We start from the raw sequence: 13223 nt of genomic DNA on the forward strand, positions 1-13223 counted from the left end.
GAGAAAGAAAATGGCAAGATATTTGGGTCCTAAGCTCAAGCTGAGCCGCCGCGAGGGTACAGACCTCTTCCTGAAGTCTGGCGTTCGCGCGATTGATTCCAAGTGTAAGATTGAACAGGCTCCTGGCCAGCACGGTGCGCGTAAACCGCGTCTGTCTGACTACGGCGTCCAGTTACGTGAAAAGCAGAAAGTTCGTCGTATGTACGGCATCCTTGAGCGTCAGTTCCGTAACTATTACAAAGAAGCAGCACGTCTGAAAGGCAACACCGGTGAAAACCTGTTGGCTCTGCTGGAAGGTCGTCTGGATAACGTAGTTTATCGTATGGGCTTCGGCGCCACTCGTGCGGAAGCACGTCAGCTGGTTAGCCACAAGTCTGTGATGGTAAACGGCCGCGTTGTTAACATCGCTTCTTTTCAGGTATCTCCGAATGACGTTGTTAGCATCCGCGAGAAAGCCAAAAAGCAGTCTCGCGTGAAAGCCGCTCTGGAGCTGGCTGAACAGCGTGAAAAGCCTACCTGGCTGGAAGTTGATGCAACTAAGATGGAAGGTGTGTTCAAACGTATTCCTGAACGTACCGATCTGTCTGCGGACATTAACGAACACCTGATCGTCGAGCTTTACTCCAAGTAAAGCTTAGTACCAAAGAGAGGACACAATGCAGGGTTCTGTGACAGAGTTTCTAAAACCGCGCCTGGTAGATATCGAGCAAGTCAGTTCGACGCACGCCAAGGTGACCCTTGAACCTTTAGAGCGTGGCTTTGGCCATACTCTGGGTAACGCACTGCGCCGTATTCTGCTTTCGTCAATGCCGGGTTGCGCGGTGACCGAGGTTGAGATTGATGGTGTACTGCACGAGTACAGCACCAAAGAAGGGGTCCAGGAAGATATTCTGGAAATCCTGCTCAATCTGAAAGGGCTTGCGGTGAAAGTTCAGGGTAAAGATGAAGTTATTTTAACCTTGAATAAATCTGGCATTGGCCCTGTGACTGCAGCCGACATTACCCATGATGGTGATGTCGAAATCGTCAAGCCGCAGCATGTGATCTGCCATCTGACCGATGATAATGCCGCTATTAGCATGCGTATCAAAGTGCAGCGTGGTCGTGGTTATGTGCCGGCTTCTGCCCGAATTCATTCGGAAGAAGATGAGCGCCCAATCGGCCGTCTGTTGGTCGACGCCTGCTACAGCCCTGTAGAGCGTATTGCCTACAATGTTGAAGCAGCGCGTGTAGAACAGCGTACCGACCTGGACAAGCTGGTCATCGAAATGGAAACCAACGGCACTCTGGATCCTGAAGAAGCGATCCGCCGTGCGGCTACCATCCTGGCAGAACAACTGGAAGCTTTCGTTGACTTACGTGATGTACGTCAGCCGGAAGTCAAAGAAGAGAAACCAGAATTCGATCCGATCCTGCTGCGCCCTGTTGACGATCTGGAATTGACTGTCCGCTCTGCTAACTGCCTTAAGGCAGAAGCTATCCACTACATCGGTGATCTGGTACAGCGTACCGAGGTTGAGCTGCTGAAAACGCCTAACCTTGGTAAAAAATCTCTTACCGAGATTAAAGACGTGCTGGCCTCACGCGGTTTGTCTCTGGGCATGCGCCTTGAGAACTGGCCGCCGGCAAGCATTGCTGATGAATAACCGGATCGCAGGTTAAGGTTCCACTGAGAAGGATAAGGTCATGCGCCATCGTAAGAGTGGTCGTCAACTGAACCGCAACAGCAGCCATCGCCAGGCTATGTTCCGTAACATGGCAGGTTCTCTGGTTCGTCATGAAATCATCAAGACGACACTGCCTAAAGCGAAAGAGCTGCGTCGCGTGGTTGAGCCGCTGATTACTCTTGCCAAGACCGACAGCGTTGCTAATCGTCGTCTGGCATTCGCCCGTACTCGTGATAACGAGATCGTGGCAAAACTGTTTAATGAGCTGGGCCCGCGTTTCGCGAGCCGTGCAGGTGGTTACACTCGTATTCTGAAGTGTGGTTTCCGCGCTGGTGACAACGCTCCGATGGCTTACATCGAGCTGGTTGATCGTCCAGAAGCTCAGGCTGAAGCTGCTGCGGAGTAATCCGCGCGGTGACAGGCTAAAAAAAACCGGGCTTTGCCCGGTTTTTTTCTGTCTGCTATATTTTTCTTCTGTTAAATACAACTCTCCTGCTATGTCCCGGAAGGGAGTTTTCAACAATGTTGTTTATCGATCGGCTGGTTGAGCAACAGATCATGGAAGCACAACGAAAAGGTGAATTCGATAATTTGCCTGGTGAGGGATTGCCTCTTGAGCTTGATGATGACAGCCTCGTTCCTGAGCAGCTGCGGGTGGCCTATCGTATTTTGAAAAATGCCGGCTTTCTGCCACCGGAACTGCAAATGCAAAAGGATGCTGTTGAGCTCAGCGCGCTGCTGCGCACCCTGGAGCCGACTGATGATGCCTATGAACTTTCGCTCAAGCAACTGCGCTTACTGGAGTTAAAACTGCAGCAGTCCGGGTTGAATACAGATTTCCTGCGTGGTGATTACGGACCGCTAATTCGCGACCATTTTACTTCTAAGGGGGCCTGATGTACCGCATAGGACAACTGGCTAAACTAGCCGATGTCACGCCTGACACCGTTCGCTTTTATGAAAAGCAGGGCATGATGGACCATGAAATTCGCACTGAGGGAGGATTCCGGCTTTACAGCGATAACGATCTGCAGCGGCTTAAATTTATACGCTACGGGCGCCAGCTTGGATTTACCCTTGAAGCTATCAAGGAGCTACTCTCGATCAGGGTTGATCCCGAACACCATACTTGCCGTGAATCAAAAGCGATTGTTCAGGCCAGGCTGGTTGAGGTACAAAATATGATTAGCGAACTGCAAAAAATGCAGGGTTCTTTGCAGCATCTTCACGACCTGTGTTGCGGCACCGCCCATAGCAGCGTCTCATGTTCGATTCTTGAAGCGCTTGAGCACGGCGCCCGGCATAATGTTGCTTCATCAAATTAAATTTTTTTTCTGCGCCAGGCATGTATGCTGAGCGTTCATTAAGTGGAGAGGTTTATGGCTGGTTATCAGCACAAAAAAGGTAAGATCCGGGATAATGCCCTCGAGGCGTTATTGCACGATCCGTTGTTTCGTCAGCGCGTTGAAGTCAATCTGAATGGGAAAGGCAGCTATCGGCGGAAAGAGAAACATGGCAGGAAGGGGAACTGGGAGGGCAGTGGTAAGGATAGCTTTACCACTGCCCTCCTGCTGCTTAGCAGCCATCTTTCACACCACGGCGGCGTTGGCTGCTTAAACTCACCCCGGTCACATACTGGTGTATGCTCGCGGGGATGAGTGTACTTGCCGCCTTGCCGTAGCGCGAAATCTGGCTGCTAAGCGCGGGGGGCGCCTTCACACCACGGCGGCGTTGGCGGCTTAAACTCACCCCGGTCACATACTGGTGTATGCTCGCGGGGATGAGTGTACTTGCCGCCTTGCCGTAGCGCGAAATCTGGCTGCTAAGCGCGGGGGGCGCCTTCACACCACGGCGGCGTTGGCTGCTTAAACTCACCCCGGTCACATACTGGTGTATGCTCGCGGGGATGAGTGTTGCCGCCTTGCCGTAGGGCGAAATCTGGCTGCTTAAACTAATCCCCGGGGACATACTGATGTACGTGCCCGGGGATTAGTTTCTGATTAATTGTATGAAGCCGCCTTACGGCAGCGCTATCAGATTTTATTGTTCTGCTGTTTGAGCAGATCGCGGATTTCGGTGAGTAGTACTTCCTCAGCGCTGGGTTTGGCGGCAGGTTTTTCGACTTCTTTTTTCTGGTAGAGCTTATTCATCAGCTTGATCGCGATAAAAATGGCGAAAGCGATGATGACAAAGTCGAAGATTGTTTGCAGGAAAACGCCGTATTCCATTACCACGGCAGGAACATCACCCTGAGCCGGACGTAACACCCAGCTGAACTGCTTAAAGTCCACTCCGCCAATTAATAAGCCCAGTGGTGGCATGATTATGTTTGCTACAAGTGATGAAACGATCTTGCCGAACGCGGCACCGATGATCACACCAACTGCAAGGTCGACCACGTTGCCGCGCATAGCAAAATCGCGAAACTCTTTGAAAATACTCATTGTTATCTCCTGTCCTTTGCCAGTTTTAAAGTCTAACAAACCGCTGGGCTTTTGCCACAGTGATTGCTAATAAAGTTAGCAATCACTGTAAGTTATAAATGAAAATAGCGTTACAGGAAAAATGGACTTGGCTGGAACAGACGCTCTACATCTGGCACAAACTTTTTATCCGTCAGGAACATAATGACATGATCGCCCTGTTCGATGCGCAGGTTGTCGTTAGCGATCATGACATCATCCCCGCGGACTACGGCGCCAATAATTGTGCCGGGCGGCAGTTTAATCTCATCGATTAACCGGCCAACAACGCGTGAGGTTGATTCATCACCATGCGCAATCGCTTCAATTGCTTCCGCGACGCCGCGGCGCAGAGAAGAAACTCCGACAATATCGGCTTTGCGGACGTGGCTTAACAGGGCTGAGATGGTGGCCTGCTGAGGCGAAATAGCAATATCTATAACGCTTCCCTGTACTAAATCGACATAGGCGCGGCGTTGAATAAGCACCATCACTTTTTTAGCACCCATGCGTTTCGCCAGCATTGCTGACATGATGTTAGCTTCGTCATCATTAGTAATAGCGATAAACAGATCAACCTGATCAATGTGCTCTTCGAGCAGCAGTTCCTGATCTGAAGCATCACCATAAAATACGATGGTATCCTGCAGCTGTTCGGCAAGATCGGCGGCGCGCTGCTGATCGCGCTCGATCAGCTTAACGCTGTACTGTTTTTCCAGCTTTTGTGCCAGACCAAAACCAATATTGCCACCGCCGACGATCATAATGCGCTTATACGGCTTTTCCAGACGCTGATATTCACTCATTACCGCACGAATATGCTGGCTGGCGGCAATAAAGAATACCTCATCGCCCGCTTCAACAATGGTTGATCCCTGTGGACGAATAGGGCGGTCGTGGCGAAAAATAGCCGCTACCCGGGTATCGATGTGGGGCATATGATCGCGCATTACTGAAAGAGCATTACCTACCAGCGGGCCACCATAATAGGCTTTGACGACGGCGAGGCTAACTTTACCTTCAGCGAAATTGACCACCTGTAAGGCGCCGGGATATTCGATCAAGCGATAAATATTATCGATTACTAACTGCTCCGGCGATATTAAATGATCGATTGGAATCGCTTCGGGTATAAACAGTTTACTTGCATCGCGGATGTAATCCGGTGCGCGAATACGGGCGATACGGTTGGGCGTATTAAAAAGTGAATAAGCGACCTGGCAGGCAACCATGTTAGTTTCATCTGAATTGGTGACGGCAACCAGCATATCGGCATCACCTGCGCCAGCTTCACGCAGCGTTCGCGGATGTGAACCTGGACCAACGACAACGCGTAAATCGAATTTATCCTGCAAATGACGCAGGCGCAGAGGATTGGTGTCCACTACGGTGATATCGTTATTTTCACCAACGAGGTTTTCTGCCAGGGTACCGCCAACCTGGCCCGCACCTAAAATGATTATTTTCATAGCACTTCAGCCTGCCGGTTATACAGCGTTAACGTTTTTTATCAATTTAGCGTAGAAAAAACCATCACCGCCATCGGGTGCAGGAAATATTTGCAGTCCTGGCTTCGCGGGCGTACCGGTATCAGTCAGTTGAGCGTCGCTATGGCGGGAGAGGAAGGCCGTTATCTGCTGATGATTCTCTTCCGGCAATACGGAGCAGGTTGCATAGACTAACGTGCCGCCTTGTTTCAGATGTGGCCACACGGCGTCGAGAATCGCTGATTGCAGGGCCGCCAGTTCATCAATATCGCGATCGCGCCGCAGCCATTTGATGTCCGGATGGCGGCGTATGACGCCGGTTGCAGAGCAGGGTGCGTCGATTAAAATGCGATCAAACTGTTGTTCTCCACACCAGGCTGATGGGGTGCGTCCGTCTCCCTGAATAACCTCGGCTTGCATCGCGAGACGCGTCAGGTTTTCGGTTATCCTTACCAGCCTCTGGGCATCCACGTCGACCGCCATCACCCTGGCCGTCGGCGCGGCTTCCAGAATGTGAGTTGTTTTTCCTCCGGGCGCGGCGCAGAGATCGAGGATTGTCTCGCCGTTTTGCGGCTCAAGCAGGCGTATACAGCCTTGCGCTGAAACGTCCTGCACGGTAATCCAGCCTTTAGTAAAGCCCGGTAGTTGGCTTACGGTACAAGGTGTATCAAGCCGTAGAGCATCCGGTTCATCAGGATGCGGATAAGCATCCTTACCCTTTTCCTGCAGCAGCGCCAGCCAGGCGTCGCGTGAATGAAGCTGACGGTTAACCCGTAGCCACATTGGCGGACGTTGATTATTGGCGGCAACGATTTGCTGCCAGTTATCAGGCCAGGCAAGTTGCAGTCGTTTCAGTAGCCAGCCGGGATGAAGGTAATTGACTTTGGCGTCATCAACCGAGGTCATCAGTTCTCCCTGACGGCGTTGAAACTGACGCAGAACGCCATTGATCAGACCTTTCATCTGCTGGCGATTTAAGGCCACGGCACCTTCAACGGTTTCAGCCAGGGCGGCGTGCGGAGGAACGCGCATCGCTATGAGCTGATACAGGCCCACCATGATTAAAAAATGAAGGGGACGAAGCTTACCTTTCAGGGTTCGCTCCATCAACTGACCTGTCAGCGCCTCAAGGCGAGGTAACATGCGCAGAACGCCGAAGCATAACTCCTGCAACAGCGCGCTATCTTTGTCATTCAGCGGCTTTTGCAAAACGGGCAGTATGGTGCTGAGTGATTCACCTTTTTCAACCACGCGCTCAAGCGCCCCGGCGGCGAGACTACGCACATTATTTTGTTTTTTCATAACGAGTTTTAAGTTAAAAACCCGGCGTTTGCCGGGTTTGTTTATCAGGCCAGTTTATTGCCGGGTAGAAACCATTCCCGGCGTGAATTAAGCAGATCCCGCGCCGGCATTGCCTTCTTGCCTGGCGGTTGCAGTATTTCCAGATTGAGAACACCGTCGGCGGTGGCGACCTGGATACCATTTTTATCAGACGCCAGAATGTCTCCGGGCTGGCTGTTGGCAACGGCAGGCAGCACCGAGGCCTGCCAGACTTTAATCGACAGAGCATCAACCATAAGATAACTCACCGGCCATGGGTTAAAGGCGCGGATACATCGTTCCAGCTGAATTGCGGGCAGAGACCAGTCAAGGCGCGCTTCTTCTTTGGTCAGCTTTTCGGCGTAATTTGCCAGACTGTCATTTTGCTTTTCGGCGCTGGACCTGCCGGCGGCAAGCTGGTCGATGGTTTCCAGCAAACCTTGCGGCCCGAGCGCGGACAGCTTGTCATAAAGCGTCGCGCTGGTATCGTCCGATTCGATCGGGCAGCTGAGCTTACAGAGCATATCACCGGTATCCAGACCGGCATCCATTTGCATTATGGTCACGCCGGTTGTTGCATCTCCGGCCCAGAGCGCTCGCTGAATGGGCGCGGCACCGCGCCAGCGCGGCAGCAGCGAACCGTGGACGTTTATGCAGCCCAGCTTTGGCATATCAAGTACCGCCTGAGGCAGGATAAGACCGTAGGCTACGACGACCATGACATCAGCGTGCAATGCGGATATCAGCTGCTGGTTTTCTTCCTGACGAAGTGATTTAGGTTGAAATACCGGAATGTTTTCAGCTTCCGCCAGCCTTTTTACCGGGCTGGCCATCAACTGCTTGCCCCGACCTGCGGGCCTGTCGGGTTGAGTAAATACGCCAACGACATTGTGAGCTGAAGCCAACAACGCAGTGAGATGCCGGGCGGCGAAATCAGGCGTGCCGGCAAAAATGATATTTAATGATTCAGACACGTGGGTTGTCACTCGGCTGTCGATTATTAATCTCGTGTGCTCTGGCGCTGAAGCTTCTCCAGTTTCTGACGTACGCGCTGACGTTTCAGCGGAGAAAGATAATCAATAAAAAGCTTGCCCAGCAGATGATCCATTTCATGCTGAATACAAATTGCCAGCAGACCATCTGCGACGATTTCAACGCTGTTGCCATCACGGTCAAGCGCCCGAACTTTCACGTTTTCGGCGCGGGGAACCAGCGCCCGGTAATTGGGAATAGAAAGGCAGCCTTCTTCAATGCCGGTTTCACCACTTTTTTCCAGTAGCTCCGGGTTGATCAGAACCAGGCGGCTATCCCGGTTTTCCGAAACGTCGATAACGATAATACGCTGATGAATATCTACCTGCGTGGCGGCCAGGCCAATGCCTTCTTCGCCATACATAGTCTCGAACATATCATCAACGATACGCTGAATATTGGCATCAACTGTTTTAACCGGCTCGGCAACGGTACGTAGCCGATCGTCCGGATAGTGTAAAACCTGCAAAACGGACATAATTTTCCAGAGCTGTGTTCTAAGAGAGAGAATATATTTTGTTTATTGTAGACATTTCAGCGCCTGATTGACAGCATTCAGACCGCTATGGAGGCGGCTCAATTATCAGGGACAGGGCAATGACTACAACCACCATCTGGCTGAGGCTACAAAATGTCGTGGGTTTAACGCCACAACAGCGCCTTAGCATCGTCCAACAACTGAGTAAAAGTTCTTCGCTGCAGCAAGCTGATATGGATGAAGCTGGCCTTAGTGGCGACCAGCAGCGACTGTTTTGGCAGCAGCAAGAGCGAGAAATTGCAGAGGCGCTGAATTGGCTGGCGCAGCCTGACCATCATTTAATTACCTGGGGTGCACCGGACTACCCGCCTTTACTGGCGCAGATTGCCACGCCGCCAGCGATGCTGTTTGTACAGGGATCTGTCGCTGCGCTGCATACCCCGCAGCTCGCCGTGGTCGGTAGTCGGCAGGCATCGGTATATGGCAAGCAGTGGGGGACGCTGTTTTGCCAGGCGCTGGCGCTGAGTGGGCTAACCTTGACCAGTGGCCTGGCATTGGGAATTGATGGCATTGTGCATACCAGCACGTTGAATGTGGGCGGCAAGACCGTTGCGGTGTTGGGAAGTGGGCTGCTGCGCTGCCACCCGCGATGTCATCTTCCCCTGGCCGAATCAATCATTGAGCAGGGCGGCGCGCTGGTGTCCGAGTGTGCTTTAGATGCGCCGCCGCTGGGATGGCATTTTCCCCGGCGCAACCGGATCATCAGCGGTCTGAGCCTTGGCGTGCTGGTCGTGGAGGCAGCTTCTCGCAGCGGATCGTTGATTACTGCCCGGCACGCTCTTGAACAAAATCGGGATGTTTTTGCCTTACCCGGCGCGTTGGGTAATCCGACCAGCGCAGGAACCCATGAATTGATTCAACAAGGCGCATTACTGGTGGCTCATCCCAATAATATTCTTGAGCAGCTCAACGGTAATTTGCGCTGGTTGCCAAATACTCCAGAAAACTCACTATTTTCATCAGATGATACCACTGCGCCATTGCCATTTGCTGACGTGTTGGCTAACGTAGGAGATGAGGTTACACCTGTTGACGTCGTCGCTGAACGTGCCGGCCAACCTGTGCCAGTCATCGTAGCTAAGCTGCTTGAGTTGGAGTTAGCAGGATGGATCGCAGCTGTACCCGGCGGCTATGTCCGATTGAGGAGGGCAAGCCATGTTCGACGTACTAATGTACTTATTTGAAACTTATATCCACAATGAAGTTGAAATGCGCGTGGATCAGGATAAGCTGACTGATGATTTGACCGATGCAGGTTTTCATCGGGAAGATATCTATAATGCGTTGAACTGGTTAGAGAAGTTGGCAGACTACCAGGATGGACTTGCTGCACCTATTCAACTGGCAACCGACCCGCTGTCAATGCGGATTTACACCGAGGATGAGAGTCAGCGACTTGATGCCGACTGCCGCGGTTTTATTCTGTTCCTGGAGCAGATCCAGGTGCTGAATATGGATACCCGGGAGATGGTCATCGAACGCGTGATGGCGCTTGATACCCTCGAATTTGATCTGGAAGACCTCAAATGGGTCGTATTGATGGTGCTGTTTAACATCCCTGGATGTGAAAACGCCTATCAGCAGATGGAAGAGCTACTTTTCGACGTCAATGAAGGAATGATGCACTGAGACTACACCGCTCGTGCAATGAATTATGAGTAAAACAGCGCTGTTCAGCGCGGCAAAAAATGAGCTCTGCCCCCAGTGTGGGGCAGAGCTGGTTATACGCTCAGGAAAACACGGCGCTTTTCTGGGGTGCTCCCACTATCCCCAATGTGATTATATTCGCCCGCTGAAACAGCAGGCCGATGGTCATATTGTTAAAGTTCTTGCGGGTCAGCACTGTCCATTATGTCAGGCTGAGCTAGTATTGCGGCAAGGCCGTTACGGCATGTTTATTGGTTGCAGCGACTATCCGCAATGTGAGCATACTGAGACAATTGACCGCCCTGACGAAACGTCTATTATCTGCCCTCAATGCCGGCAGGGTAAATTAGTGCAGCGCCGCTCACGCTATGGCAAAACCTTTCATGCCTGCGATCGTTATCCTGATTGCCAGTTTGCCGTCAACTTTACTCCGATAGAAGGCCAGTGCGCGTATTGCCACTTTCCGCTATTAATTGAGAAAAAAAATGCACGTGGCGTGAAGCGATTTTGTGCCAGTAAGGCCTGCGGTAAGCCCGTTGATTCAGGAAATACCAGTGAACCTTGAAGTTAAAAACGATAATTTTATGCTGTGCCTCGATGCGCTGCATAAAAACAAAGTAATCGCTTATCCAACCGAAGCCGTATTTGGGCTAGGCTGTAATCCGGATAGTGAAACCGCAGTTATGAAACTTCTGGCGTTAAAGCAGCGTCCTGCTGAGAAAGGGTTGATTCTGATTGCCGATACTTTTGCTCAGTTGGAACCCTACGTTGCGCTACAGGAGTTATCGGTGACGCAAAAAGAACGCATGTTCGCCAGCTGGCCTGGTCCAGTGACCTGGGTATTACCTGCCCGGCCTCAGACGCCGCGCTGGTTAACCGGGCGTTTTGATTCTTTGGCGGTGCGCGTGACCGACCATCCACTGGTTAAAAAACTTTGCCGCGAATTTGGCAAACCGCTGGTTTCAACCAGTGCCAACCTCAGTGGACAGGAACCCTGCCGCAGCGCGAAAGAGGCTTACGCTCAGTTCGGTGCTGAATTTCCGGTGCTGGTTGGGCAAACTGGCGGGCGAGCTAATCCTTCCGAAATCCGTGATGTATTAACAGGTAATCAGATCAGGCAGGGGTAAGGTTATAATGTCAGAACAGCCCTATGTGGTTTTTGGTAACCCGATTAAGCACAGCAAGTCCCCACATATCCATCAGTTATTCGCCTTGCAGACGGGGATTGCGCATCCTTACGGACGCATTCTGGCCCCGCACGATAGATTTGCAGCAGCCATTGAGGCTTTTTTCAGCGCCGGCGGTCAGGGAGCCAATGTGACTATGCCCTTTAAGCTGGAAGCCTGTCAGCTGGCGAATCAACTAACAGAACGAGCCTCTCTGGCCGGGGCGGTAAATACCTTAAAGCGCAGAGATGATGGATCACTATTGGGCGATAACACTGACGGGATAGGATTGCTAACCGACCTCCAGCGCCTGGATATGCTCCAGCCGGGATATAAGGTTCTGCTGATTGGCGCAGGAGGCGCGGCCAGAGGCGTCATCCTGCCTTTACTTCAGTACGGTGTCGATATCGCTATCGCTAACCGGACGCCTGGGCGCGCCGAAGAGTTGGTCCGGCTGTTTCAGCAGTATGGCAATATACAGTATTGTGCTTTAACTGAACTGGCTGAGCAGCATTTTGACCTGATTATTAATGCAACTTCCAGCGGCTTAGAAGGTGATATTCCCGTAATCCCTGCTCCTGTCATTGATGGTGAAACCCGCTGCTACGATATGTTTTATGGTCAGGAATTAACGCCTTTTCTTATCTGGTGTCAGCAGCAAGGAACGCAACACCTTGCCGACGGATTAGGAATGCTGGTGGGGCAGGCCGCCCATTCATTTTATCTTTGGCATGGCGTAATGCCGGATATCGCACCGGTAATCGCCAGTCTGAAATCTGAGCTGCCTGAGTGAATCAGTCAATAGAGTTTCCGGAACGGGAATGGTGGAACGCTGAGTATCAGGCGGTCTGTTTTATCGCGCTGGTCAATGGTTTTCAGGTAACTTGCGCGATTTCCAGTGCGGCTTTATCTGTACGCTACGGCCGTGATGCCTCTCCCCTTACGACTTTTCAGCAGCATCGCTGGGACCTTGAAGACGAAGCCAGCGATGCAATCCGGGATGGTTCTGAGGACGCTCAGGGCTGGGTATGGCTTTCCTGAGATAGATACTCATCTTTCCATTTTACGTAGTTATCAGCCGAGTATCGCAGGTCGTTGATTTCCTTCTCTGTTAACGGCCGGGCCTGATGCACAGGGCTACCGAGATACAGAAAGCCGCTTACCAGTCGTTTGCCCGGCGGGACCAGGCTTCCGGCCCCTATCATGACATTTTCTTCAATCACAGCACCATCCAGCACGATCGAACCCATTCCGATCAGCACCCGATCTTTAATGGTACAGCCATGGAGCATTGCTTTATGGCCGACGGTGACTTCGGCGCCGATAACTAAGGGATTTCCCTGCGGATTAGCGTTTGATTTATGGGTAACATGCAACACGCAGCCGTCCTGAATGTTCGTGCGGGCGCCGATAGTAATGTAATTAACATCCCCACGGATAGCGACCTGGGGCCAGATGCCAACATCATCCGCCATAGCGACTTCACCGATGACCACGCTACTCTCGTCGATCATTACCCTTTGACCGGCTGTTGGAGTCTTTCCATTAAAGGTGCGTAAAGCTACAGACATAGTACCTTCTCCATTATTGTGAAGATCAAAGCCTGGCGCATAACGCGCACTGTGATCAACAGGTATAAACGCAAAGCACCATTTTTGTATTTCAGACCGACAGAAATGGGCTAACGAACGAAAAATAGACGAACGATAAAAAAGATCCAAAAAGGACTTGTGCAATTAGTCCGGCCGCCTATAATGCGCACCCACTGACACGGCAAGGCGGCAACGCTGGCAGGTCAGTCCGGCAGGCGCCGGAGCGGAGAAAAATTCTGAAAAATGAATTGACTCTGAAAGAGGAAAGCGTAATATACGCCACCTCGCGACAGCAGGCTGCACGCCGCGTCG

At 51.8% G+C, this 13223-nt stretch carries 18 protein-coding genes; 12 read left to right on the forward strand and 6 right to left on the reverse strand.

Annotated elements, in window-relative coordinates:
• Nucleotides 1-10: 10 nt before the first annotated feature.
• The 6 genes from rpsD to BTJ39_RS22965 all read left to right on the forward strand — a co-directional run bounded on the left by rpsD (nucleotide 11) and on the right by BTJ39_RS22965 (nucleotide 3325).
• The gene (rpsD, locus tag BTJ39_RS22940) at nucleotides 11-631 is read left to right on the forward strand and encodes a 30S ribosomal protein S4 (RefSeq protein WP_078005002.1); all 621 of its coding nucleotides are present in this window, start codon (nucleotides 11-13) and stop codon (nucleotides 629-631) included.
• Between the two features lie 25 nt (nucleotides 632-656).
• Nucleotides 657-1646 carry a DNA-directed RNA polymerase subunit alpha gene (locus BTJ39_RS22945; RefSeq protein ID WP_078005003.1) on the forward strand — a complete coding sequence of 330 codons (990 nt, stop codon included), beginning with the start codon at nucleotides 657-659 and terminating at the stop codon, nucleotides 1644-1646.
• A gap of 40 nt (nucleotides 1647-1686) precedes the next feature.
• Nucleotides 1687-2073: a 50S ribosomal protein L17 gene (gene rplQ / locus BTJ39_RS22950; RefSeq protein WP_003850180.1), complete on the forward strand. Its 387-nt coding sequence runs from the start codon at nucleotides 1687-1689 to the stop codon at nucleotides 2071-2073.
• A gap of 116 nt (nucleotides 2074-2189) precedes the next feature.
• Complete coding sequence (locus BTJ39_RS22955; RefSeq protein ID WP_078005004.1) at nucleotides 2190-2564, forward strand: DnaJ family domain-containing protein; 375 nt, start codon at nucleotides 2190-2192, stop codon at nucleotides 2562-2564.
• Nucleotides 2564-2992 (forward strand): Zn(2+)-responsive transcriptional regulator, encoded by a 429-nt coding sequence (gene zntR / locus BTJ39_RS22960; RefSeq protein ID WP_078005005.1) that lies wholly within the window; start codon nucleotides 2564-2566, stop codon nucleotides 2990-2992. Before BTJ39_RS22955 ends, zntR begins: the two co-directional genes overlap by 1 nt.
• Nucleotides 2993-3046: 54 nt before the next feature.
• Entirely contained in the window at nucleotides 3047-3325 is a 279-nt protein-coding gene (locus BTJ39_RS22965; protein WP_078005006.1) for an alternative ribosome-rescue factor A, read from the forward strand.
• 375 nt (nucleotides 3326-3700) lie between these two features.
• Here the strand turns inward: BTJ39_RS22965 and mscL are convergent, their stop codons facing one another.
• The 5 genes from mscL to def form a co-directional block, all read right to left on the reverse strand.
• Complete coding sequence (gene mscL, locus BTJ39_RS22970) at nucleotides 3701-4111, reverse strand: large-conductance mechanosensitive channel protein MscL (protein ID WP_078005007.1); 411 nt, start codon at nucleotides 4109-4111, stop codon at nucleotides 3701-3703.
• Nucleotides 4112-4221: 110 nt separating this feature from the next.
• The gene (trkA, locus tag BTJ39_RS22975) at nucleotides 4222-5598 is read right to left on the reverse strand and encodes a Trk system potassium transporter TrkA (RefSeq protein ID WP_078005008.1); all 1377 of its coding nucleotides are present in this window, start codon (nucleotides 5596-5598) and stop codon (nucleotides 4222-4224) included.
• A gap of 18 nt (nucleotides 5599-5616) precedes the next feature.
• Nucleotides 5617-6918, reverse strand: coding sequence for a 16S rRNA (cytosine(967)-C(5))-methyltransferase RsmB (gene rsmB / locus BTJ39_RS22980; protein WP_078005009.1), 1302 nt, complete (start codon nucleotides 6916-6918; stop codon nucleotides 5617-5619).
• Nucleotides 6919-6962: 44 nt separating this feature from the next.
• The gene (fmt, locus tag BTJ39_RS22985; RefSeq protein WP_078005010.1) at nucleotides 6963-7910 is read right to left on the reverse strand and encodes a methionyl-tRNA formyltransferase; all 948 of its coding nucleotides are present in this window, start codon (nucleotides 7908-7910) and stop codon (nucleotides 6963-6965) included.
• A 26-nt stretch (nucleotides 7911-7936) separates the two neighbouring features.
• The gene (def, locus tag BTJ39_RS22990) at nucleotides 7937-8446 is read right to left on the reverse strand and encodes a peptide deformylase (RefSeq protein ID WP_078005011.1); all 510 of its coding nucleotides are present in this window, start codon (nucleotides 8444-8446) and stop codon (nucleotides 7937-7939) included.
• Between the two features lie 119 nt (nucleotides 8447-8565).
• On the opposite strand from def, the gene dprA reads away from it, so the two are divergent.
• The 6 genes from dprA to BTJ39_RS23020 are packed head-to-tail and all read left to right on the forward strand — an operon-like array spanning nucleotide 8566 to nucleotide 12360.
• The gene (dprA, locus tag BTJ39_RS22995; protein ID WP_078005012.1) at nucleotides 8566-9690 is read left to right on the forward strand and encodes a DNA-protecting protein DprA; all 1125 of its coding nucleotides are present in this window, start codon (nucleotides 8566-8568) and stop codon (nucleotides 9688-9690) included.
• Entirely contained in the window at nucleotides 9662-10135 is a 474-nt protein-coding gene (smg, locus tag BTJ39_RS23000; RefSeq protein ID WP_078005013.1) for a DUF494 family protein Smg, read from the forward strand. Before dprA ends, smg begins: the two co-directional genes overlap by 29 nt.
• Nucleotides 10136-10160: 25 nt before the next feature.
• Entirely contained in the window at nucleotides 10161-10718 is a 558-nt protein-coding gene (locus BTJ39_RS23005; protein ID WP_078005014.1) for a DNA topoisomerase family protein, read from the forward strand.
• 19 nt (nucleotides 10719-10737) lie between these two features.
• On the forward strand, nucleotides 10738-11280 hold the full coding sequence (gene tsaC / locus BTJ39_RS23010; protein WP_241825966.1) for an L-threonylcarbamoyladenylate synthase type 1 TsaC: 543 nt from the start codon (nucleotides 10738-10740) through the stop codon (nucleotides 11278-11280).
• Nucleotides 11281-11287: 7 nt separating this feature from the next.
• Complete coding sequence (gene aroE, locus BTJ39_RS23015; protein WP_078005016.1) at nucleotides 11288-12112, forward strand: shikimate dehydrogenase; 825 nt, start codon at nucleotides 11288-11290, stop codon at nucleotides 12110-12112.
• Complete coding sequence (locus tag BTJ39_RS23020; protein ID WP_078005017.1) at nucleotides 12109-12360, forward strand: DUF1488 family protein; 252 nt, start codon at nucleotides 12109-12111, stop codon at nucleotides 12358-12360. The genes aroE and BTJ39_RS23020 overlap by 4 nt, the downstream gene beginning before the upstream one ends.
• Here the strand turns inward: BTJ39_RS23020 and BTJ39_RS23025 are convergent.
• Nucleotides 12336-12890 carry a gamma carbonic anhydrase family protein gene (locus BTJ39_RS23025; RefSeq protein WP_078005018.1) on the reverse strand — a complete coding sequence of 185 codons (555 nt, stop codon included), beginning with the start codon at nucleotides 12888-12890 and terminating at the stop codon, nucleotides 12336-12338. The genes BTJ39_RS23020 and BTJ39_RS23025 overlap by 25 nt on opposite strands.
• Nucleotides 12891-13223: the final 333 nt, after the last annotated feature.

Source organism: Izhakiella australiensis, from assembly GCF_002006995.1.
In the GTDB taxonomy this organism is placed as follows: Bacteria; Pseudomonadota; Gammaproteobacteria; order Enterobacterales; family Enterobacteriaceae; genus Izhakiella; species Izhakiella australiensis.